This window comes from Calothrix sp. FACHB-168 (assembly GCF_963889195.1).
GTDB lineage: Bacteria > Cyanobacteriota > Cyanobacteriia > Cyanobacteriales > Nostocaceae > Aulosira > Aulosira anomala_A.
This window is the reverse complement of record NZ_CAWPNJ010000016.1, coordinates 52,571-77,996: the sequence shown is the minus strand read 5'-3', so window position 1 is coordinate 77,996 and position 25,426 is coordinate 52,571. Positions and strand designations below refer to the sequence as shown.

Genomic DNA, 25,426 nt, shown 5'->3' with positions numbered 1-25,426 from the left:
ACCGATAATATATCTATTTTACCAAAAGTCTGTAGATGCCGTGCCCCTTCATTCATCATCTGAATCAGAAAATAATGATTCTAAATCTTGATAACCACTAACTACATGAACAACATCAATTCCATCTTCTCTAGGGTAATAAAATATCAAGTAGTCTTGAAAAACAATACCTCTTAAATTAGGTGCAAGCCTAGCATAACTTTTTCCCATATTGGGGAAATCAGCAACTAATTTACATTTTTGGCGAATTCGATCAAAAAGCTTGCTGGCTGATTTCGGGTTGTTGCGTCCAATATATTCACAAATTTCTTCTAAATCTTGAATTGCTTCATCAGAAAATGAATAATTACCCATGCTCAAGATTCCTCAGTCATAGCGCGAATCTTTTCTTGTAATCTCGCAAACACTATTTCACCATCTGTTACTTGTCCGTTAGCAATTTGTTCTGTACCTAATGCTATTTTTTGGCGTACTTTTTCTAGTCGATTAACTCGTAGTTCTAACAATTTAATTGCTTCATTAATGACTTCATCTACACTATTAAATTGTCCGTTAGCAATTTGCTCTTGAATAAATTTTTCATATTCTGGTTTTAAGTTAACGTTCATATTTCAACTGGAAATATAACTACAATGTCAATTTTATCAAAACTGATTTTTTTGTCTGCTATGTGTCCGGTAGTTCAGTGAACAGGATTTTTTTATATCACGCAGAGGCGCAGAGGCGCAGAGGGGAGTATGAAGAGAGTTAAAAGGTTTGTGGTGTTGATGGCGATCGCTCTTTTATTATCTATAACATCGCCGGGGTTAGCGCAAGTAACTAACATCGCTCAAGTTCCTGGTTTATCTGTGGAACAGCAAGCACGTAATTCCTACGCTAAGGGTGAGTTTACAGAGGCGGCGCAGTTATTTCAACAAGCAGCGCAAGCTTATAAAGCGGCGAATAAACCGATTCAGCAAGCGTTGAGTTTAAGTAATTTATCTTTGTGTTATCAACAGTTGGGAAAATGGGACGAGGCGCACCGTGCTATTACTGAAAGTGTTGCGCTATTAAATACTATTAAAGAAGCGAAATCAGATAAATCTTTGGCTTTAGCCCAAGCTCTGGATATTCAAGGCGGGTTACAATTGGCACGGGGTCAAGCGGAAGCTGCTTTGAAATCTTGGGAAGCGGCGACATCTATATATAATCAATTAAATAAACCAAATCGGGTACTGACTGCGCAAACTAACCAGGCGCTGGCTTTACAAAATTTAGGTTTGTATAAAAAAGCAATTTCTCTGTTAGAAACAGCGTTAAAGTTACCCCAGGTTGCAAATATAAACTCTGAACAACTCAAGCCTTTATTAGAAAAAGTTGCAGCGACACCAGAAACAGCTACGGCGTTAAGAACTTTGGGTGAATCGTTGCGGGTGGTGGGGAATTTTCCGCCAGCGACTTTAATTTTAGAGCGCAGTTTAGCGATCGCGAATCAATTACAATTACCTGAGGCGATCGCATTAACCCAACTTAGTCTCGGTAATCTTGCCCGTACTCAAATCAGCTTGACTAAAGCTAGCAAAAATCCGATTAATCCCCAAGTGGCGATCGCATTTTATCAACAAGCTGCTATCTCTGCACCCCTAAATTTAAAAGTACAAGCGCAAGTTAATCAACTTAGTTTACTGGTGGAGACTAATCAACTAGATGCAGCCAAGGCTTTACTACCACAGCTACAACAAAATATTGCAGCGCTACCACCTAGCCAAAGTGCGATCGCATCACGGGTAAATTTGGCGCAAACAATGATACAAATGCAAAAGCAACCAGACAGCCAAATTTCGGAAACAGATATCGCCAAACTTTTGTCAGTAGCGGTACAACAAGCCCAAGATTTAGGCGATATACGCATACAAGCTGATGCACTGGGTACTCTAGGTAACGTTTACGAACAAGCACAGCGCTGGCAAGATGCAGAGAAGTTAACTCAACAAGCCGTACAATTAGCACAACAAATCAACGCTGGCGATATTGCTTATCGTTGGCAATGGCAATTAGGTAGGGTATTAAAAGCGCAAGGTGAAACAAAAAGAAAAAGTGCGATCGCAGCTTATAAAGAAGCCGTAGGTACAATTAAATCATTGCGTGCAGACTTAGCCGCCGCCAATCCCGATGTGCAATTTTCCTTCCGCGAAGCAGTTGAACCAATTCACCGTCAACTCGTCGGCTTGTTAGTCGAATCCAATGAAAAAGATAATTTAAAAACCGCGCGAGATGTCATTGAAGGCTTACAGTTAGTTGAACTCGATAACTTCTTCCGCGAAGCTTGTCTCAATGGTAACCCGGAACAAATAGATAAAGTCGATCCCAAAGCCGCAGTTATTTATCCCATTATTCTCGAAGACCAACTAGCAATTATTGCCAGTTTACCAAACTCTCAAGCCAAAGACGACAAACAAGCAGAACGTGATTTTCGTTACTATAAAAAACCTATCAGTCGCCCAGCAATTGAAAAGCTAGCAAGCAGACTAGGAGAAGATTTAAAGCAATCAACAGCTTTTGATTTGACTCTGCCCCAACTGCAAGAAATGTATAATTTAGTTCTCAAAGATGCAGTCGCAGACTTAGAAACTAGTCAAGTAGAAACATTAGTCTTTGTCTTAGATGGCGTCTTGCGGAACATTCCAATGGCGGCGTTGCATGATGGTCAGCAATTCCTGGTAGAAAAATATAGTATTGCCCTCACACCCGGATTACAATTATTAGCACCGCGATCGCTCAAACAAGAACGCTTAGGAGCCTTAGTTGGTGGGTTAAGTGAAGCACGTTCCGGATTTACCGCCCTACCCAACGTTCAGCAAGAAGTAAACAAAATTCAATCAGAACTACCCTCTCAAGTTCTTTTCAACGATACATTTACAAATTCCGCCTTTCAAAACCAAATTTCTGCTGTTCCCTTCCCCATAGTCCACCTAGCCACCCACGGACAATTTAGTTCCCAAGCAGATGACACATTTATTCTCACCTGGGATGGCAAAATCAAAGTTAACGAACTCAGTGGAGTTTTAAAAACCGTCGAAGTCTCACAAGACAACTCCCTAGAACTCCTAGTTTTGAGTGCTTGCGAAACTGCCACCGGCGATAATCGTTCCGCCTTAGGATTAGCAGGCGTAGCCGTGCGTTCTGGTGCTAAGAGTACAGTAGCAACCCTGTGGCGAGTAGACGATGAAGCCACCGCAACACTCATGAGCCAATTTTACGAGCAACTAGTCAAAGCCAATCAAACAGGTATCACCAAAGCCGAAGCCCTACGCCGCGCCCAACTTAGCATCCTCAAGAATCCAGAATATCAAACCCCATATTACTGGGCACCTTACGTATTGTTAGGCAATTGGACTTAAGAAAGGGACAAGGAAGCAAAAGAGATATTTACAGCAGTTTTCACCTATTTAAACCACATCTGTCGTAGGGGCACGGCACCGACAATCTTTTGGTACATACAATAATTTTACTAGTGCCGTGCCCCTACAGCGTGGTCTATTTACCTGAAAATAGCTGTAATCAATGCCCAATGCCCAATGCCCAATGCCCAATACCCAATGCCCCATGCCCTATTGCATAAGTCCCCCCCACCCAGAACTATAGAGAGTCAGCTGGAAGTTACGGAGAGATTACCTTGGTAGAAGAACTATATACACCAGAACAACTCAATCACATGCATCAGCAGTTGTGGCAGTGCGTATTGGAATTTGCTAACCTTTCAGCCACACAAGAACGCAACCGCATTGCACGAGAGTTGCATGATTCGCTAGGACATGCACTAACGGCGTTAAATTTTCAATTACAGACAGCTAGTAAACTATGTAAACCCGATCCCAATCAAGCCCAAGAGTTTATTAATGAAGCACATCGGTTAGTTGCGATCGCAACTCAAGAAGTCCGTCAATCAGTCAAAGCCTTACGTAACGATCCATTAGCCACCCAGTCTTTAGAATCTTTGATTGAGTCTTTAGTGCGCGATTTTCATCAAACCACTGGTATTTTACCAGAAGTAGAAATTAATCTGCCCATAAGCTTATTACCCCACTTAACCGCCCAGCTTTACCGCATTATTCAAGAAGCCCTTAACAACATTCGTAAATATGCCCAAGCCACAGCCGTACAAATCCATCTCTGCACAACATCAACCGGACTGCATTTAACAATTCAAGATAACGGACGCGGATTTGAACCCGAAAACATCTCCGGTGGTTACGGATTGCAGGGAATGCAAGAGAGAATCGCCGTATTACAAGGTCATTTTCACTTAGAATCCCAACCCCAAGCAGGTTGTTGCATTAATATTTTCATTCCCATGCAAACATCTAATATAGCCGAAATACCAAAAATTCCTGAAATATCAAATATATCAATTATCTCTGAAATTTCCATTCCTCCCCAATCCATCATTATTACCCAAAACCAATCAGTAAAAATTGGCGAATGGCAACCCCTAAATTTAGATGAATGGCACAGCTTAGAATCATCAGAATATCTCTATTAAGTTGAACGCAGTTAATCGACTAACAGAAATACCATCATTACAACTAACAAATGATAAATGACCTATTAAACCTGTAGGGGCGGGTTCACAAATATCTTCACTGATTAATAATGATCTAAATAAACCCACCCCTACTGACAAATGACAACCAACAATTGTACAGATGCGATTCATCGCGTCTCTGACCAATGACTAATGACCAAAATACCTAAAACTTTCGATTGATGCGATAATTTTACTCACAACTAAAGTTGGTATTTTACCTTTATAGATAGTCAAATGCAAAAAATCAGGGTTTAATTATGGATGTAATATTTATTTCATCAAGTCGCCAAAACCATGATTACTGTTCTGTTGTTGATAATAGGAGGCTGCATACTAGTTTGGCAATTGCAGATTTTATATACATCTAGATGCAAAAATCAAGAATTGCTAGTGATACAAGAAAAAAATCATGAATTAATTGATGTGTATAAAACATTAGGACAGTCCATCATGGCTTTAAATATTCAACTACAAGCAGCGCAAAAATTATCGCATATTGACCCTAAACAATCACAACAATCAGTATCTCAAGCCTATCAATTGAGTAGCGAAGTAATGCAAGAATTACGCCAAATTCTCAGAAAAATGGATTCAGAATGTAGCCAAAGTACTAAGTTCCAAATTAGCCAGCAAAACTCAGATATTTTATATATATACCCTAATAAAATCACACCAATTGCTACAAACAAAGTTTCCTTAAAAACATCAACGCTGCAAAATATAAAATCTAAAATCCTATGATTCGCTTATTACTTGTAGACGACCAAAGTTTAGTTCGCCAAGGACTAAAAGCAATGCTAAATCTAGAATCAGATCTAGAAATTATTGGTATGGCAGAAAATGGAGAAGAAGCTATTACGCAAGTTGAACAATTACAACCAGATATTGTATTAATGGATTTGCGAATGCCAGTAATGAATGGTGCTACCGCTACTAAAATTATTTGTGAAAAATTTCCTCACATCAAAATATTAGTTTTAAGTACCTATGATGACGAGCGCGATGTAAGTGAAGCCATTCGCGCTGGTGCAAAAGGTTACCTTTTAAAAGATATGCCTTCCGAAGAATTAGTTAACGCCATTCGCAGCATTAATCGCGGATATGCACAACTCGCACCAGGCTTGTTAGAACGAGTTGTTAATCATCAATCCACACCAAAAACTCAAAGCGAATCTGTTTCCCCTGCATTAACTGGATTAACACCAAGAGAATTAGATGTTGCGCGTTTAGTAGCAATGGGAGCAAAAAATCAAGAAATTGCCCAGCAATTATTTATCTCAGAAAGCACAGTCAAAACCCATATTAACAGTATTTTTAATCGCCTCAATCTCAAAAATAGAGCGCAATTAGCAATTTATGCCAACTCTGTTTCTTTACCTAATACTTAATACTTATTCAATCTAAATATCCCATTTTTGTGGGGTGGGCGTCTCGCCCGCCCAATATATGCAAGATCATTGTAGGTTGGGTTCCATCTAGCTCCCATGCTCTGTGTGGGAGTGATGATTTGTGGGCTGCTGCCTCAATTTCTCAGCTTCCGAGGCAGAGCCTCGCAATACGCATTTCCAGCCGGAGGCTGGAAACAAGATAGAGAAAGGTTTTGAGCTTAACTTGACACCAATGGCGTCTCGCCCGCCCAACATTTTCAGGGGTTTGTTGGGTTTCACTTCGTTCAACCCAACCTACGCAGCTTATTCAATATGAATATTTATAAATAGGTCATAACCCAATGCCCAATGCCCAATGCCCAATGCCCAATGTCCATTTTATTAAAATCGCCGATCGTATTCAACTACAACACGACTATCATCAGTTAAATTAGTCGAACCGCGCAGGCGAAAAGTATCATTAATCCGGTAATTAATCCCCCACTGCAACGGGTCATTAGCTGTTAAAATTTTAATGCTAGAAACCGAAAACTTAGAAGAGATATCAACCCCAGCTTCTAGTGCTAATTCTAAAGTTGAATTACTCTTACCAGCTTCGGTATTATCAGAAATAATAGTTGGAAATAGCCGTAGTTCACTTAAACCAAAAGCACTACCAATTTGGTTAAATGTGCCTTGAAAATTGTTAAATACAGCAGAACCCGCAATATTAATCAACCCCAAAGTACTGTCACCACGCCCTTGAGTATCAATAAAACCACCGCCTAACAATGCTACAAGTTCCGTTTCACCACGCGCGGGACTACTAGTTAATAGCAAACTTTCATTTAATTTACTAGCAGGCCCTTTCACTGTCGCTTCAACGCGGATAGTTTCTAAGGTTGATAAACCTGTAGTATTTAGCTTACTAATATCACCAGTTAAATTACCATCCAATACTTTAGCATATAACTTAATATCTAAATTCGGGTCGCGTGGTTGGTCTTTTCTAAAAGTTGCTTTATGTTCATAACCACGAGCTAAATTAAACTGAGTAGTAAATAAATTTACGCCTCCGTTCTCTAACTTAATTGTACCATCTGGAACTGGTTGATTTAAGGAACCATTAACAGTAAGTGTACCCTTAGCTTGAAAATTCAAAATTGGCGGACGACTAATTTGCACATTGTTCCCCAATTCCAATTCTAAATTATTAAACCTTGTAGTTAAGTTCCTAGAATCATCTTTATTTTGTTTTTCATTTTTGATAAATGAAATATTAGCATCGCTATTATCAGATTTATTTGTATTAGCTGACTCTGCTAGTAACACCTGACCATTAAATAATTCGACTTTACCGCTCAGGATGGGACTCAGTGCTGAACCAGTAACTGTGACATTACCATTTGCATTACCTTGGTAAAGTCCTTTGAGATTTAAAGCTAATTGATTAAGGTTAACTTTTAGTATATCTTTAATGTCAACTTTTTTATTTTTATCAATATTGTTATCAATCGGAATTTCTCCCGATGCTGTTACCTGTCCTTGACTAAATTTTCCTTGCAAGCTTTCAACTATAATTTTTTTAACATCAAACTTGGCGCTTCCGCTAACTTCTGTCAGCTTTTCTGGTAAAGCTTGAGCCGAAAATGTAGCATTATTTAGTGTAGCAACTCCATTAATAACTAATTCTTTTTGGTTAGGAAAATATCCTCTAGCGCCTATTTGTATATCTAAATTTCCTTCGCCATTTTCAAAGGCAATTTGGTTAGTAAATAAGTTTAACAGCGCCAAGCCTTCGTTTTTAACTTTAATATCTAAGTTAATTTTATCGTCTTTGGGAGTAACAGCAGCAAAAGGTAGTTTATAAGGTAGGCTACCAGTAATAGTGACTGGTTCGGGGCCAGAAACTATAATATTACTACCAAAATTTAACCGCCCATCATCATAACTAAAACTAGCTGTAGCTGATTCTACTTTCTTCTGATTAATTGTACCTTCTAGAATTTGTATTTCTCCTCTAGCTTGGGGATTCTTAACGCTACCTGCAACAGCTACAGAAGTGTTGAGATTACCTGTCAATCCAATTGGCAGTTTGACAAAGTTATTTAATACTTGAATTGGGAAATTCCTGATTTGTAAATTACCAGATTGGTCATTACCACCAAGAGTACCTTTAAAAGCAATTAATTTATCTTTAGATGCAATGCGTAAAGGTAAGAATGTCACAATCCCATTTTCAAAACTACCTTTAGCAACTAACTGATCTGCACTATAAAAACGCCCTGGTTCGTCTTTTTCTTTCTCTTTACCCCAAGTCCAATTTTGACCAGCTAAGTTAAATTGTGCGGCAATGCCATTATTATTATTAAAAGCTACTTCCCCGTTAAAAGTGCCTTGGATGTCTGCTAAATCTGGTATAGGATTAGCCTCAATTCGTCGTTCTTGTTGCTCTGCTAATAAAGCATCAACTTGATATAAACGCTCGATTTGCGTTAATAATGGCTCATTGGGTAATCCTTGGGGAACCGTTACCAAATCTGCGGCTTTACCATAGGTTGGTTCTTGCAAACCACCACGCAAATCTTGTAATTCATATACCTGAATTGCTGCAAGAATATCTTGGACATTACCCTCATTGATGTTGAGTTTACCGAAGATTTGCGGCGTTTTTGTAGTTGTATTGATATTACCTGTAAAGGCGTAGCGGCTTTTACCTTTAACAAATGCACTCTCTGTAATGTTAGCCGTGCCATTACCATAGCCGAATTGAGCCGTTAACAGTTCTCCTTTAATCCGCCCGATCGCGGGATTTGCGATCGCCACATTTCCACTAGCTGCTAATTTATCCTGATTAACCAGTAAATTCCCGGTTAATGCCCCAGCTAAAGCAGTATTTCCCAGTCTAGTTTTCTCAGGCAAGGTTAAATTTAATACTTGCAATGGGAAATTATCTAATCTTAAAGCTAAATTCTCACCTTGGGTTTGACCTACAGCCGATGCTTCCTTCCACTTAACGAGGAAAGAGTTGGGGCGATTATTCGCATTGAGGTTAACAGTAATGCGATCGCTTGTGCCAGCAACGTCTAAATTAGTCCCTTGCCCTTGCACCGACTGAATATTACCACTTAACACAGGCTCAAAGGCAAACTTCTGCACCGTCAAATTCCGCAGCTTTAATTGTCCTTGGATATTTGGTAGAGGTAAGTTTCCGGCGATTTGTCCGGTAAAATCAGCTTTCCCCGCCAAATTCACAGCATTAGGTAGTTTAATTGGTAACTGTTGCAAGTCATAATTTTGCGCTTGCACATTCAGTTTTAAATCTGTAATTTGGGGTATGCCTGCGCCTTGGGCATTGGCTAAGATATAACCGCTAGCATTTAAATTTGCGCCTGTAGCCCGTTCAATATTCAGCCTTTGACCATCCCAAGCGATCGCCGCAGTTAACGGTTGCGCGATCGCCCCTATACCTTGGGAAAATTGTACCTGTCCCGCCGCCCGAATATCAGCTAATTTAGGCGATTGTACTGTCCCAGAAACTTGCAAATTCCCGCCAAACTGACCGCGCAACTGTTGATTTAACTGCTGTAACTTTACACCGGTCGCCGCCACCACAGCTTGATAGCTACCGTTAGCTAGTTGAATATTCGAGGCGGTAATTGTGCCATCAGCTACCTTCACCCGTGCCTGACCAGTGGCAACAATCGCCTCTGGTTTAAAGGAATTAACTGACCCAGCAACGTCAAAATTACCATTTAATCGTCCTGGAAATTGCTGAATATTCGGTGCTAATTGTTGCACAGCTAAATCATTAGCTTTGACTTGCGCTAAATACACGCCATCAGCGAGTTGAATATTTTTCGCCGTGACTGTTCCACCAGCCACAGCCAAGCTACCCTCACCAGTACCGCGCAGGGTTTGCAGGCTAAAATTATCGCGGTTACCTGCGATTTGAAAAGTACCAGCCACAGGCCCGGTAAAAGCTGCGGGAATATTCTTGAATATCCGTCCCAACCGCACATTATTGGCGACTAATTGGGCGGCGAAATTTTGGTCTTGCAGTTGAATATTGGATACTGCAACCGTACCGCCACCAATTTGCACTCCTGCGCCTTCAGTGCGGATCGAAGCGACTTTAAATGGTGCTGTGGTTCCCGCTAACAGTAAACGCCCGTTAAATTCTGCCCCAGTTAAGGAAACGTTTTGCAGTTTCTCTTTATCTACCAACCTTTCTACCTGAACACCTGAAACTTGGGCGACAGCTTGCCAACGTTGATTAGCGTAACTGCCCGCAGCCTGTACCTTACCGCCACTATAATTAGCAATGACATCGCGGAAGAAGACAGTTCTATCTGGGGCAATGGTAACTGTACCAGTTGCGGGATAGGTGGCGCTAGGTGCTTGCCATTTCACGACAGTTTGAACCTTACCAGCAACACCAGTTAACTGCCCTGTACCAGAGACATTACCGATTGTAAATGCTGGTTGAGAATTATAAACTTGAGCGATCGCATCCCCTGGTACATTCTCCGCCGTAAAATTAAAATCCAGTTGCGGCTGTTTCCCCAGTTGAATCTTCCCTGCACCCGTAACCTTACCGCCAACCGTCGGCGTACCTTGAATATCTTTGAGACTAATCAGGGAATTGCTCGTAGAAAACTCAAACTTACTGCTAAAATTCTGAAAATCAACCTTATCAACCCGCGCAGGCTTTAAAGTTGCTACTGTACCTGAAAGAATGGGTTTATTTGGTGCGCCGCCAAGCTCAATGTCAGCTTTCACTTCTCCCGCAGCCGGTAAAGGTAGTTTTACCTTGAGAGTCTCCAAGGCTGTATTCACATCTACCCGATTGATTTGTCCAGTCACCTTATAGCCAGTTTCTCTGTCAATAATCCCTGTAGCTACTACAGGAATTTTGCCGTAATTAGTCGCTATTTTCTCTAACTTAATTTCCGTGCCTTTAAAGCTGAGATTTCCTTGGGTATTGTTCAACAGTTGGGGTAAACGGGGTATTTGCAGTGCCACCCCTTGCAACAAAGCGCTACCATACAATAAAGTCTGCTGCTGTGGTATCAGTTGCACTTGCAAATCGCCATTAACCCGCCCTGCTTGTAATGTCAGAGGTAGCTGAATAATTTGCGTAATATCAGCAGCCAATAAATCTTGTGTGCGAATCTGTAAATTAGCAGCTTGTGTCTTTACACGTGTTTCGCCCTTTAGCGTCAAATTACCGCCATTATTCCCTTGGGCTGCAATATCAAACCACATCACCTGATTATTATCTAACAATTGGGCAGTCCCATTCAGGTGAGAAAATCCCACAGGTACGGTAGCAGGTTGAGGCGTGGGCGATTGTTGCTGGGCTTTGCGGGACAAGTCTAGTAAAACTAGTTTGCCATTGCGTAACCGCACTTTCTCCAAATCCGTTTTAATCGGCCCGCCTTTAGCACCAAGAGTGATGCGCGTAGTTAACCAGCGTCCTTGGTCATCCTTTTCAATATAAACATCCGGATTGACAAGAGTGACATCTAACTTGAGATTGCGGCTAAAAATTAACTTTAGCGGGTCAAAACCGACTTCTACCGCCTCCACTGTCACTTTATCGGGATCGGTGGCGGTAGCGGGAATCTCCGAAGCGCCAAACTTGACTCCCATTAACGAAAATTCTTTCACACCCCCAAGTTTGACTGGGCGGTTGATGGTGGTTGTGAGATTTTTTTCGGCTAAGGGTGCTAACTCTTTTTGAATAAAACTCTGTAATCGCCAAATACCCCCGCCGATTAACAGCAGCAATAGTCCGCCAAAAGCAATACCACCACGAGTCAACACCAGCAACCAGAAACGCTGACGATTTGAGGAATTGGAGCGATTAACTGAATCGGGACGTTTAGTCATTGGCTTTCACTCTTGATTTGGCGACTTTAGCTGACTTACTGTCGGCATCAATTAGTAATAGATTGCTCTGCCATTCTTAGAATACGTCAACTCAAGCTCTGGCAAAATCGCCAGAGTCGAGGAACTTGTTCTATTCAATAATATTGGCATTGTCAGGAATACCGTAATCAAGTAAACTACGCAAACTGTGCGAGCAAAAATTGCTCTACTAGCACTGTTTCTGTGCGCGTAGTTGAATATGCAAACTAGAGATAGCACCCTTGACTGGTTGAGGCTCGCCCAATAGCAACAACTTCTACCCCAGTGAGAATGCCCAACAGACAATTATTCAAGACGCCAGTATCTCGGCCAGGTTCCAGAAATATTTACTGTGAAAGAAAATCAATCAAAAGCTAGTCGATAGGTACAACCTAGAACTTTAATTAAGATAGACCAGAGAACCACCATTAAAAATAGACGATCACACCCATGCGCGTTTTTGTATTGATTTTCAATGCTGGAACTGAAAATGAGGGAATTCACACCGTGCGACTAGGCGATCGCAATAAAATTCTCATGTTTGAGTCCGAAGACGATGCCACCCGCTACGCTTTAATGTTAGAAGCTCAAGATTTCCCAGTACCTTCTGTAGAAGCGATCGATGCCGAAGAAATCAAAGAATTTTGTGCCAGCGCTAATTATGAATGGGAAATACTCACCGCCAACAGTAACGAACTAGTGACTCCCCCAGAGTTAAATGTCGAAGAAACCGACTGGAAACCAGAGGGTGAGCCAGAAATTCCCGAACCTTCCCGTTCTAATACAACAGAAGACACAGAACCAGATTTTTCTGATAGCGAACTAGAAAAGATTCGGCGCAAATTAGAAGGGCTATTGTAATTAGTCATTAGTCATTAGTCATTAGTCATTAGTTATACCAATCCACGTTCTAATACGTAATTAAGATTGTCGTAGGGGCGGGGTTTCCCCGCCCTGGTGAAGGTTTCAATGTTACGTTTTAGATTGCAGTTTAATACCATTAGGAGATTGTTCAATAACAGCTAACAACTAAGTAAGCCAGTAATTGCACCAAACTATATTACGAAACGTAAATAAACTTGAACTCCTTACCAATGACAAAGCGCAAAGTCTGATCGGAGGTTTCCTCCGATCAGAACTTTGTAAGAATGACAAATGACCAATGACCAATGACCAATGACCAATGACAACTGACAACTAAACAAAGGACAAAAATCAATGACAAATTTGCAGGAACGCGGCTATCTTCTCACCGAGCAAGTGAACTCTAATAGTCTGAATTTAGATCAGATAAGTTCTCTAGAGTTGGTAGAGTTGTTTAATAGCGAAGACCACAACGCAGTTGCTGCAGTAGCTGGAGCGAAAACGCAGCTAGCTGAGGCCATTGATAGTACAGCCGAACGTTTGCGCCAAGGGGGACGCTTATTTTATGTGGGTGCAGGGACAAGTGGCAGATTAGGAGTCTTAGATGCGGCGGAATGTCCCCCGACTTTTTGCACACCACCAGAATTGGTACAGGGAATTATCGCTGGTGGTGCTGGCGCATTAGTCCGCAGTTCCGAAGATTTAGAAGACCGATCGGAAGATGGAGAAGCCGCGATCGCTCAACGTCACATTACGCAGTTAGATGTGGTAGTCGGGATTACTGCTGGCGGCACTACTCCCTTTGTCCACGGAGCGCTGAACGCCGCCCGCCAACGAGGAGCCATCACAATTTTTATCGCTTGCGTACCGGAAGAACAGGTAAAATTTGATGCCGACATTGATATTCGCCTATTAACAGGGCCGGAAATTCTCGCTGGTTCCACGCGCCTGAAAGCCGGGACAGCTACAAAGCTGGCTTTAAATATTCTTTCTACCGGCGTGATGGTTAAACTAGGCAAAGTTTACGGCAATCGCATGGTAGATGTAGCTGTTACCAATCAAAAATTACGCGATCGCGCTTTGCGGATTTTGCAAGACCTCACAGACTTAAATCGAGAAGATGCAGGTATATTACTCGATCGTAGCGGTAATTGGGTGAAATTAGCCCTATTAATGCACTGGACTGGCTTAGAAAAACAACCCGGTAACCAACTTTTATCAGAACATCAAGGTAATTTGAAAGCCGCTATTGCTAGCTACAACAATCAGCATTCCTCATAAACCGTTCCCGCAGCGATTGTTGACTGTTGACTGTTGACTGTTGACTGTTAACCGTTGACCGTTGACTGTTAACTGTGAACCCTCAACAGTCAACGAGATAAAAAAATCAAACTATATTACGAAACGTAAATAGACTTGAAACTCTTACCAATGACAAATGACAAATGACAAATGACAAATGACAAATGACAAATGACAAATGACCAATGACAAATGACAAATGACCAATGACAGCCTTTACCAGCTATCTTTAATTGCACCACTCAAATTATTTAAAGTTTTATTTTATACAAAGACAGTTAAAATCTTAAACAAAGAGTCTTTTCACCACAAACACTCAAGCAAGCGTGAAAAACTGAATCATATTTTTTCACTACAATATCTTTTTTCGAGATAAATCAGTATAAATTCGGATCGTCATCAAACAAAAAATGAATAAGATCGTCTAATCACAACTACATACACTAGCCTTTTGGAATATCTAGTACAGGTTGGCGTCAATAAACATACCATGCCCAATAGCGCAAAAGCCTAGAACATAAGTCTATTGACTATTGACTATTGACTATTGACTTACTCGCCAAGCAGTACCAGCTTCCAAATGATTAGTTTTTGTTGGTAAAGGTAGAGTTAACAGCAGAGTAATGATTTTCTAGATTGCTCTGACAGAGATACTACTTTTGCCATTCTTTAGTATTTGTGATCGTCAGATTTGACTTAGCATCTCTATATCTAAGTTATACAGAAGCAATAGCAAACACCCGGACAATTTTGCCAAATATATGGGCAAGGTAGAATTTTTTGCTGGCTACGCTACTAAAGAATGAGGATAGCTTTGCCAAGGGCAAACTTGTTAGTAACAACATAATGTATGACTCAGGAAGAACTGATGTTATCAAATAATTTACTCAATGAGTTTAAAACTTGTACTCAATTACAATACAGTGGCAACTTAAATATTAAAAGTTCCAAAGGCAATCAATGGAATTTTTATTACCGACTTGGCAGAATAGTTTGGGCAACAGGAGGAATTCACCCCTTTCGCCGTTGGCGCAGACAAATGGCGCAACATTGTCCGCAATTTGATGCAGATAAAATTCGATTAAGTGCTAAAGAATTAGAGCTTGATTATTGGGATTACCGACTCCTAGAAATCTTATATAAAAAGCAAAAAATTCAGCGCGAGCAAATCAACATAATTGTAGAGAACACAATAGCAGAATTATTTTTCGATCTTGCACAAGAAGCACATTTTACTTCTGTCACTTGTCATCGCAGCCAACAAGCGATTTTAGAAATGCCAATGAGCTTTACCAGTGCAGATATTTTTTTAACACAGATGCAAGAATCTTGGAAATTTTGGTCAGAAGCGGGTTTAGCAAATCTATATCCCGATTTAGCACCAATTCTGCGCAAACCAGAACAACTCAAGCAGTTAGTCAATGCATCTGTCTACAATAATTTTGTGAATTTTATTAATGGCAATTATACCCTGCGAGATTTAGCCATAAAAATGAAGCAAAATGTCCTACCGGTTGGGCGTTCATTATTACCATATATCCTCAAAGGAATTATTGAATTAGTAGAAGTTCCCGATTTACCTTTAGCAGTTCTTGATACCACTCAAAATCACACAGTAGCAAAATCAAAATCTGCCTCTATCCCCTTGATAGCTTGTATAGATGATAGCCCCCAAGTTTGTAAAATTATGGAGGAAATTGTTACTTCCAATGGCTTGAGATTTATCAAGATTCAAGATGCAGTTCAAGCCTTACCAATTCTCATTCAAAATCAGCCAGATTTAATCTTTTTAGATTTGATTATGCCTGTAGCTAGCGGTTATGAAATTTGCACTCAGGTACGCAGAATTTCTAGTTTTGCTCAGACTCCTGTAATTATTTTAACAGGTAATGATAGCCTTTTAGATAGAGTTCGTGCTAAGGTAACTGGTTCTACAGATTTTCTCACTAAACCAGTAGCCAGCGATAAAGTCATGAGTATGATCCGGAGATATTTACAGACACCAACCTCATCAGTTAAATTGAGTGCTTCTGCAGTGGAGAAGTGATATTTTAAACTTCACTGCTTAACTATGTAATTCAGCATCTTACATAAAATCAAACTCAGAGATTTCTCGATTAATTTCATAGTCTCACTCAACTATTTTCTCCCAGGAACTAGGTAGAAAATACGGACAATAAAACCACAGAAGATACATCAGAATCAGCATGGCGGAAAGTTCTAATATTAGTCTTACCTAATTCAAACTTTCTTAAGAATGTATTAAATTTCTCCAAAGACACTTTTCTAAGTGCTTTTCCCGATGTTAAAACACAATCGATCCATCAGGATGATAATAGTAAACTTTGCTTAAATTTACTGGGAAACTATTATGACTACTGTTTTAGTTGTTGAAGATGGTTTGACCGATCTAGAAATTCTTACCAGATATTTGCAACAGGCTGGATACTCTGTCATCTGCGCTAAAAGTAGTGAAGAAGCTCAGGATAAAATCGTCAATTCTAGACCAGATTTGATTTTTCTGGATGTAATTTTACCTGGTAAAAGCGGCTATGAAATTTGTCGAGAATTAAAGAGCGATCCGACTACTAGTAAAATTCCTGTAGTTTTTTGTTCCACAAAAAATAGCGATGTAGATAAAATTTGGGGAAATATGCTCGGTGCAGAAGCTTATATTTCCAAACCAATTGATAAAGATGAATTGGCAGTAACTCTGCAACAAATAGTGAAACCTTCAAATTAGCATTTATGGCTAGAAAAATATAGTTAAAATTTGGTATTTCAATATGCAACTAAAGAGAGTAACTAGCGAAAAAATTAATTGATAAAGGATAAATACTTTGGAGACTAAGCATAAATTTTTAAGCTTTAATTTAGGCAGCAATGACTTAGCTGTAATTAATTTACAGCACATTGCAGAAGTATTACAAATTTCATTAACAGAAATTTGTGGTGTACCACAGATGCCAAATTGTGTCTTAGGTATTTACAATTGGCGTGGCGAAATGCTGTGGTTAGTTGATTTAGAAGAAATGCTAGGTTATCCACCATTATTGCAAGGTAATAATATAGCTGCAAAAATGATGGCAATTATCCTAGAACATGATGGTAAATATTTAGGATTATTAGTACGCCATCTCACAGATATTGAATCCCTAGATACTACAAAAATGAAATCTCCATCTGCGGAAATATTTTATTCAGCGATTTCTCCGTTTGTAGAAGGGTATTTTATCAATGCTGAAGAAGCAATGGTGTTTAATTTAAATGCACTGTCAATTCTCCAATCTCCGATGTGGGGACACAATAATTAAAGATGCAACCGCTAGCAACAACAGCTATTTGCGGTATTTATCATCTTTCTAAGTTATCAACCTCAAATTTTTCTTTAACCAAACAAGTTATCAGGGGTATAAAATGACCATTTCCTATAATAAGTCTCCGAAAGCTACGCAAGTAATTGGCAATATAGAAAATGAAAATGGCAGTGCTAATGTAGCCAATATTGTCACAGATCAATTATCTACATTAAATGCTATAGAAGAAGAATTTAGAAACTGGCGACAGCAGTTGCAATGCATTACTGCATCTCTACGTCAAGCCCCAGATATGGAAGCACTGCTGAAATTAGCTGTGGTACAAATTAGAGAAAAAGTTTCGAGCGATCGCGTTTTAATTTATCAATTTAAAACTGCTGATAGTGGTACTGTTTTAGCCGAGTCTATTGCTCTAGGCTGGACACCCACTATTGAAGAAACTCTGCCAATTCTTACCTTTGGTGCCTATACCAGCCAAGATTATTTAGAACCCTTAGTTATTAACGATATTACGGAAATAAAAGTCACACCTTATCAACAACAATTACTAGACAAGTTTCAAGTTAAAGCTAGTTTAAGTTTACCGATTATCGTTGAAGAACAAATTTGGGGCTTGTTGGTAGTCAATAATTGTGCTGCTCCTAGACAGTGGCAGGAATTAGAAATTACTTTAATATCTCAAATTACCACAGAAATAGCCTACAGAATACAGAACGTTGTTTCCCAAACACAAAACCAACAAGAACTCATAGCCCAGAAAACAATTACCAAAGTTATCGATAGAATTCTTCACCTTTCATCTATTGATAAAGTATTTCAAATTACAACTCAAGAAGTTAGGCAATTTATTCGCTGCGATCGCGTGTCTTTGTACCGCTTCCTTCCTAATTGGAGTGGAGAATTTATTGCCGAGTCAGTGGGTAATACTTGGGGAAAATTAGTAGACGCTAATGTCAAAACTGTCTGGGAAGATACACATCTACAAGACACTAAAGGCGGACGTTATGCCAAAGGCGAAACTTTAGCTATTAATGATGTCACTCGGGCAGGTCATTCTCAATGCCACGTTGATATTTTAGACCAGTTTGGCATCAAAGCTTATATTGTCGTGCCTGTATTATCCGGGCAAAAATTATGGGGTTTACTAGCAGCTTATCAACATTCAGGAACCCGTGAGTGGCAACCTTGGGAAATTAACTTTCTCAAAGATATTGGCGCACAATTTGGTGTTGCTATCTCCCATGCAGATAATTTGCAGCAGGCAGCAATCAAAAATAAGCAACTAGCGCAAATACTAGAACAAGAAAAAACCGTATCGAAAATAGCCAACCGCATTCGTAATTTCTCAGCTAAAGAAGATACCGACAGCCTGTTTAGAATCACAACTCAAGAAGTTCGCCAAGCTATACAATGCGATCGCGTCGCTATTTATCAATTTAATGATGACTGGGGTGGTGAATTTATTGCTGAATCTGTAATTTCTGGTTTAAATAGGTTTGTTAGCCCAGAAATGAAATTAGCTTGGCACGATACCTATTTGCAAGAAACCAAAGGCGGGAGATACGCTACAGGCGAAAACTCGATCATTAATGATGTCGAGCAAGTGAGCATTTTAGTCCAGAACGATATTTCCCAGAGTTTGTTTGCTCCTTGTCATCTGGAAATGTATCACCAGTTAGAAATTAAAGGCTTCATTATCGTTCCCATCTTTGTTAGAGAAAAACTCTGGGGCTTATTAGCAGCATATCAACATTCAGCAGTTCGGGAATGGCAGCCTTGGGAAGGAAATTTTTTGCGAGAACTTGGCTGGCAAATTGGCTATGCTATTTCTAAAGCCGATTCTCTAGTCCAAGCGCAAGTCCAAAATCAGCAGCTCACGCAAATAGTCGAAAAAGAAAAAACCGTCACCAAAATAGCCAACCGCATTTACCAATCCTTAGATGCAGAAAATATCTTGAGAATCACAACTCAAGAAGTGCGTCAAGCTCTACAATGCGATCGCGTGGTTGTCTATGAATTCAATTCTCACTGGGGTGGTGAGTTTATTGCTGAATCTGTAGTTTTTGGTTTGACTAAGTTTGTCACCCCAGAGACGAAATTAACTTGGTACGATACCTGTTTGCAAGAAACCCAGGGTGGTAGATATCAGAAAGGCGAACATTCAGTAGCTAATGATGTATCCAAAGCTGGGTTTAGTGCTTGTCACGTGGAGATGTATGAAGAGCTAGAAATTAAAGCCTTCATCATCGTTCCCATCTTCTTTAGAGACAAACTTTGGGGTTTATTAGCAGCTTATCAACAGTCAGCACCTCGGGAATGGCACAGCTGGGAAATTAACTTTTTAACCCAAGTTGGCTTGCAATTAAGTATCACTAAATCACAAATAGAATACTTCGACCAAGTAAAAGTTAAATCAGAAACACTAGCCCGGATAACCGAGCAAGAAAAAGCTTTTTCAAGGCTAGTAGATCGTATTCGTCAATCTTTAGATATGAGGGAAATATTTGAAACCTCAACTCTAGATCTACGACAATTACTCAAATGCGATCGCACGGTAATCTATCGCTTCAAGCCCGATTGGAGTGGCGAATTTATCGCTGAATCTGTAGATCGTGGTTGGGTGACTTTAGTAGGCCCCGATAAAAAAACTGTCTGGAAAGATACCAGAGTTCAAGAATGTGCTTACATTGGTAAATATCAAAAAGGTGACATTTTTTACACTCATGATATTTACACTGCCGGACATTCTCCCTGCCATATTGAAACCCTAGAGAAATATAATGTCCGCGCTTACGCCACAGTACCAATATTCTTTGGTGACCAACTTTGGGGATTGCTGGCAGTTTATCAAAACTCCGGGCCTCGTGTATGGGAAGAATCGGAAATTAGCTTGTTAAAGCGTATTACCGATCAGTTAGGGTTAGCACTCAAACAAACTGATTATTTGCAACAAGCCCAAACCAAGTCAACAGAATTAGCCGAAGTCGCTGCTAGAGAAAAAGCTGCTAAAGAATTATTACAACAGCGTTCTATTCAACTGCTAACAGCCCTCAGACCCGCCCTGAATGGTAACTTGACAGTAAGGGCACCGATTACAGAAGATGAACTCGGTACAATTGCGGATGCTTACAATAATACTCTGCAAGCGTTGCGACAAATCGTCATCCAAGTACAAACAGCAGCTCAACAAGTTGCTCACACTTCTGATACTAGCGAAGCTTCATTAGCTGGACTTACCAACTTAGCCAGTAAACAAACTCAAGAAATGGCTATAGCTTTAAATGATATTCAACAAATGGTTGACTCTACTAAAGCTGTGGTATCTAACGCTGAATTGGTGCAACTAGCAGTTAAACAAGCCAACCAAACCGTTGAGTCTGGGGATAGCGCCATGAACTTAACAGTACATGCTATCCAAGGAATCCGCGAAACTGTAGCCCAAACCAGTAAGAAGATTAAACGCCTGAGTGAATCTTCGCAAAAAATCTCTAAAGTGGTGAACTTAATTAGTAACTTTGCCACTCAAACAAACGTCCTAGCGCTGAACGCAGCGATTGAAGCCACTCGTGCTGGTGAATATGGTAAAGGTTTTGCTGTGGTAGCGGATGAAGTTAGATCTTTATCTCGCCAGTCAGCCGCCGCAACTATCGAAATTGAAAAATTAGTCCAAGAAATTCAAGCAGATACTGGAGAAGTAGCCGTAGCTATGGACATCGGTATCCAACAGGTAGTGGAAGGGACAAATCTAGTAAATGATGCACGACAAAATTTGAATGCTATTGTCAGCGCCACCGCAGAAATTAGTCAGTTAATTGAGCGCATTACCGCAGCTACCCAAAAACAAATGGATCAGTCTGTGAAGGTAACTACGAGCATGAAAGATGTTGCGCAAATTTCTCACCAAACTGTCGATGAATCTAATGAAATTGCTGTTGTCTTTCAAAAGCTATCAGCAATGGCAAAAGAACTATTAGCAACGGCGAGTAAGTTCAAAGTGAATTAAGAACCACAAACTAGTAGTCTGTCAGGGTTGAAATGAGGGACAGTAGTGTGAGCGTCTCGCTCACGCGGGCAAGACTTCGGCGTGAGCGCTCAGTCGAACGCTGCCCGCACTACCAAAAACCCCTCAAAACAAAATTGCCAGACTACTAGTAATAGTTGCTAATAAAGGGATGAGGGAATGAGGATGATAATACTCAGTATTACTTCTCATAATTCCTGATTCCCTATTCCCTTTAAAACATGAATAATAATCAATTCAACCTGTACGGGCAAGTTAACAGATATCCTCAATAATAAATAAAGCTCTCAATAAATCCGCCCCTACTAACAAATGACAAATGACCAATGACAAATGACCAATAACTAAAAAATATGACTTTAGATAATGATATTCGCGAACAGGGTTACATTTATTTTTTAGCTGAAGCTCCAGAATTACTGCAAACTATTGAAGAAGAATTGTTTAGTTTGTCAGAGGATTTTAGTACAGCTAAAGTGCATAATTTAATGCGCTCGACTCATACAATTAAAGGTGGATCTGCTAATGTTGGGCTAGAGACAATTAGCTCTATTGCCCATTCTTTAGAAGATGTATTTAATGCTTTACATAACCCCAGTGTAGTTGTTGACGATCGCCTACAATCACTGATACTACAAGCTTATGAATGCTTGCGGTTAGCACTCACCGCAGAACTAACAGGTAGTACGGTGAATGGTGAAGAGATCCTGCAAAGAGCGGCTGCGGTTTTTGCTCAGGTGCAAGAAAAACTGGGTGATGCTTTTGGTGGTGAAGCTTATATCCCAACTTCGGAAGAATTGGGTTTTGATATTGTGCAATCTATTTTTGAAGTTGGAGTACAGCAAAGAATAGAAAGTATTGCTGATGGACTGAAGAATATAATAGAGCCAACACAATTGACTGAGTTATTAACTTCTGAAGCGGAAGTATTTATTGGTTTAAGTGAGTCTTTAAATTTACCTGGATTTGGAGCGATCGCGCACACAATTCTTGCTGCCATTCAAGCTCAACCTAACCAAGTACAGGAAATTGCGGAAGCTGCTCTGCATAATTTACAACAAGCTCAAGCCTCTGTATTCGCAGGCGATCGCACTTCTGGCGGCGAACCTTCACCAGAATTGCTGCGTTTCACACAAATAGTTACAGATGAATTACCCCTAGAACCAAAAGAATCTGAAATTCCTCTGGTTTTAGACAATGAACTTCAGGCATTATATAAATTTTTAACTACATCTAGTGATAGCCAAGCACAGGTACTTAATCCGGCTAGAGCGCAGTTTTATCTCAAGATAGTTCGGTTTATTCTTGGCTGGTTTAATCACCATCGCCAAATTAACAAAGAAAACCTCAATTTGGCGCTCATGGTAACAGCTAACGGGGAAGATACTGTTAGTTATATTGAAACTTGGTTTAAGGAATTTTTAGAATTTATCCAAGTAGCAGCAGATAGCCCCAGCTTGCGTTTATATCGCCAAGGCGTAATTTTGACAATCATTGTAGCTGTTGTCAAATTTTATTATACAAATGAGCCGCTCAATCGAGATGTATTTGTTATTCAAGTACTGCAACAGAAAATTAAAGAACTAGCTCAAGAATATAAAAACTTTGCGCCAATTACAGAAGCAGAGAAAAATTGGTCAGAGCATCCTCAATTACAAGAATTGTTAGTTTTTCAAGAACATGTTTTAGATGAAGCTAATTATCTTTTAGAGTCAATTTGGGGAGGAGAAACTAACGATAATCATATCCATCAGATTGCAGAACCTCCAGCGATCGCAGAAAATACAGAATCATTAACCTTTAGCGAGTCGGCGTTAACAGATATTGCTACTACACCTAATATGGCAATTGCTGAATCAGCTATTCCAAACAACGAGCAAATTACAGAACAATTATCATCTTCCTCGGCAAAAAATGCTCGTACTGCTTCATTTGTGCGTGTAGAAACAGAAGGATTACACCGTCTGAACTACCTAGCTGGTGAACTACTGATTAAGCAAAAACAGCGCATGTTATATGATGAACAACTTAAAGGCATCATTGAGCAATTAAACGACAGACTAAATAAACAACAAACGATTTTAAATCAGTTAAATGATTTACCCATGCAAACCCAGAGTCATGCTTTACAGCAGAACCAAAATTTTGCATCTGTAAAATTTGACTCTTTAGAAATGGATGCATATACAGAATTTCAAACAAAGTTACATGAAGCTGTAGCTGAAAGTTTGCAAATCCAAGAAATCATTGAATCCCTAGATTTATCCTTAACACAAGCGATTCAGCTAAGTGATAAAACACAGCGATTAACCCTAAATATTATTGATAATTTAGTCGAAGCCAGGATGACTCCTTTAGGAAACATCCTCAATCGTTTTCCCCCAATGCTGAAAAAAATGGCGAGCGTTCATGCCAAAGTTGTAGAATTGCAACTATTTGGTACTGATGTACTGGTAGATAAAGCGATCGCCGAAAAAGTCTATGAACCTCTGCTACATTTAGTCCGGAATGCTTTCGATCATGGGATTGAAACGCCGCAAGTTCGTCAATCGCTAGGGAAGCCAGAACAAGCTTTAATTGAAATTCGGGCTTATAACCAAGGTAGCCAAACTATTATTGAAGTGCGCGATGATGGACAAGGTTTGAATTTAGAAAAAATTCGCAAAAAAGCCATTGAACAAAATCTGATCTCAGCAGAAGAATCAGTTAGAGGTAATAATTATCAAGCCACAGAAGCGAAACTTTTAGAGTTAATGTTTTCCCCAGGATTTACCACTACCGATAAAGTCAGTGAAATTTCTGGACGCGGTATGGGCTTAGATATCGTCCGTGCGCAAATCCAAGCGCTCAATGGTTCTTTATCTGTAAAATCCTTGCCTAATCAAGGTACAACATTTATACTCAAGATTCCTTTTTCTATGACTACTGATAAGTTAATGTTAGTCCAAGCAGGTGGTTTTGTTTACGCCTTGTTATTGGATAATTTGGAAAAAATATTAGTGCCCTCAGAACAGCAAATTAAACAATTTAAGGGCAAGAAAGTATTATACTATCAAATTGATGAAGATGAACGGATAGTCAGCCTTCGCCATATTTCTGAGTTAATGGATTATAACGGTTCATCTTTCAATTGCATTAGTTATAATAATCAACTCTCTGCCCATGAAACAGGAATTATGAAAAATCCTGTGTTATTACTACGACGGAATCAAGAAATTTATGGTTTAGAAGTCGATCAAATTATTGGCGAACAAGAATTAGTAATTAGGCCTTTAGGAAATGCGATCGCTCCCCCAAGATATATTTATGGTTGTAGTAATTTAGCTAGTGGTAATCTCATCTTAGTTATCGATCCCATGCTGTTGCTATATTATGAGGAGATGCAAGCCACACTGGAAACAGCTGTAATATCAGCAGATTATGCCACAAATCAACCAGCTTTAAATGCATCAGGCGTAATATCTAATTCTACACCTCTACTGGCTCCCGCTAATCCTACAAATAAAACTTCCAGCCAGCAAAGTCACTCTTCATCCGCAAATCACAATTCATCTAAAGTGCTGTTAGTTGTAGATGATGCTCTGAGTTTGCGTCAAACTCTCTCGTTAACATTACAGAAGCATGGCTATCAAGTATTACAAGCACAAAATGGTGTAGAAGCTCTAGAAAAATTGCAGGCTTATCCAGAAATTAAAGTAGTAGTTTCTGACTTAGAAATGCCAAGAATGAACGGTTTTGAACTGTTATCTCATGTACGTAAAAGCTCAAACTTGGCAGATAAGCCTGTAGTAATTCTGACTTCTCGGAGTGCTGATAAACATCGCCAGCTAGCTGAATCTTTAGGTGCAACAGCTTATTTAACTAAGCCATATTTAGAAGATAAATTAGTCACGACAATTGGGGATTTGGTTAAAGAACAAAATCAGGAATCTACTAATTTGGTGATGAGTAATTAATCTATAAATCATCAATAAAGGGAATAGGGAACAGGGAACAGTTTTCCCTGTTCCCCGTTCCCTGTTCCCTCTTTAATGATGAACTGTAGGGTGGGTAATAAATACCCGCCCTATTTTAT

At 39.8% G+C, this 25,426-nt stretch carries 14 protein-coding genes; 11 read left to right on the top strand and 3 right to left on the bottom strand.

The window, feature by feature from the left end; all coding sequences use genetic code 11:
• Positions 1 to 48: 48 nt before the first annotated feature.
• Both AACW45_RS09095 and AACW45_RS09090 read right to left on the bottom strand, forming a co-directional pair.
• The gene (locus AACW45_RS09095; protein WP_190632686.1) at positions 49 to 354 is read right to left on the bottom strand and encodes a type II toxin-antitoxin system RelE/ParE family toxin; all 306 of its coding nucleotides are present in this window, start codon (positions 352 to 354) and stop codon (positions 49 to 51) included.
• Positions 355 to 356: 2 nt separating this feature from the next.
• Positions 357 to 608: a type II toxin-antitoxin system ParD family antitoxin gene (locus AACW45_RS09090; protein ID WP_190632685.1), complete on the bottom strand. Its 252-nt coding sequence runs from the start codon at positions 606 to 608 to the stop codon at positions 357 to 359.
• A 129-nt stretch (positions 609 to 737) separates the two neighbouring features.
• Between AACW45_RS09090 and AACW45_RS09085 the strand changes: the two genes are divergently transcribed.
• From AACW45_RS09085 to AACW45_RS09070, 4 genes are all read left to right on the top strand, one after another.
• Positions 738 to 3,380, top strand: a complete 2,643-nt coding sequence (locus tag AACW45_RS09085) for a CHAT domain-containing protein (RefSeq protein ID WP_242045620.1) — start codon at positions 738 to 740, stop codon at positions 3,378 to 3,380.
• 275 nt (positions 3,381 to 3,655) lie between these two features.
• The gene (locus AACW45_RS09080) at positions 3,656 to 4,522 is read left to right on the top strand and encodes a sensor histidine kinase (RefSeq protein ID WP_190632684.1); all 867 of its coding nucleotides are present in this window, start codon (positions 3,656 to 3,658) and stop codon (positions 4,520 to 4,522) included.
• A gap of 339 nt (positions 4,523 to 4,861) precedes the next feature.
• Positions 4,862 to 5,308, top strand: a complete 447-nt coding sequence (locus AACW45_RS09075) for a histidine kinase dimerization/phosphoacceptor domain-containing protein (protein WP_190632683.1) — start codon at positions 4,862 to 4,864, stop codon at positions 5,306 to 5,308.
• A complete protein-coding gene (locus AACW45_RS09070; RefSeq protein ID WP_190632682.1) occupies positions 5,305 to 5,955 on the top strand; it encodes a response regulator in 651 nt (216 codons plus the stop codon). Before AACW45_RS09075 ends, AACW45_RS09070 begins: the two co-directional genes overlap by 4 nt.
• Positions 5,956 to 6,336: 381 nt before the next feature.
• Here the strand turns inward: AACW45_RS09070 and AACW45_RS09065 are convergent, their stop codons facing one another.
• On the bottom strand, positions 6,337 to 11,829 hold the full coding sequence (locus AACW45_RS09065) for a translocation/assembly module TamB domain-containing protein (RefSeq protein ID WP_190632681.1): 5,493 nt from the start codon (positions 11,827 to 11,829) through the stop codon (positions 6,337 to 6,339).
• A 468-nt stretch (positions 11,830 to 12,297) separates the two neighbouring features.
• Here AACW45_RS09065 and AACW45_RS09060 point away from each other — a divergent pair, with 468 nt between their 5' ends.
• From AACW45_RS09060 to AACW45_RS09030, 7 genes are all read left to right on the top strand, one after another.
• Positions 12,298 to 12,708: a DUF3110 domain-containing protein gene (locus AACW45_RS09060; protein ID WP_190632680.1), complete on the top strand. Its 411-nt coding sequence runs from the start codon at positions 12,298 to 12,300 to the stop codon at positions 12,706 to 12,708.
• A gap of 357 nt (positions 12,709 to 13,065) precedes the next feature.
• Positions 13,066 to 13,992, top strand: a complete 927-nt coding sequence (murQ, locus tag AACW45_RS09055; protein WP_190632679.1) for an N-acetylmuramic acid 6-phosphate etherase — start codon at positions 13,066 to 13,068, stop codon at positions 13,990 to 13,992.
• A gap of 871 nt (positions 13,993 to 14,863) precedes the next feature.
• Positions 14,864 to 16,060, top strand: coding sequence for a response regulator (locus tag AACW45_RS09050; protein ID WP_190632678.1), 1,197 nt, complete (start codon positions 14,864 to 14,866; stop codon positions 16,058 to 16,060).
• Between the two features lie 324 nt (positions 16,061 to 16,384).
• Positions 16,385 to 16,756 carry a response regulator transcription factor gene (locus tag AACW45_RS09045; RefSeq protein WP_190632677.1) on the top strand — a complete coding sequence of 124 codons (372 nt, stop codon included), beginning with the start codon at positions 16,385 to 16,387 and terminating at the stop codon, positions 16,754 to 16,756.
• A gap of 97 nt (positions 16,757 to 16,853) precedes the next feature.
• Positions 16,854 to 17,327: a chemotaxis protein CheW gene (locus tag AACW45_RS09040; RefSeq protein ID WP_190632676.1), complete on the top strand. Its 474-nt coding sequence runs from the start codon at positions 16,854 to 16,856 to the stop codon at positions 17,325 to 17,327.
• Between the two features lie 103 nt (positions 17,328 to 17,430).
• Positions 17,431 to 21,333, top strand: a complete 3,903-nt coding sequence (locus AACW45_RS09035; RefSeq protein WP_190632675.1) for a GAF domain-containing protein — start codon at positions 17,431 to 17,433, stop codon at positions 21,331 to 21,333.
• A 371-nt stretch (positions 21,334 to 21,704) separates the two neighbouring features.
• On the top strand, positions 21,705 to 25,307 hold the full coding sequence (locus AACW45_RS09030; protein WP_190632674.1) for a hybrid sensor histidine kinase/response regulator: 3,603 nt from the start codon (positions 21,705 to 21,707) through the stop codon (positions 25,305 to 25,307).
• Positions 25,308 to 25,426: the final 119 nt, after the last annotated feature.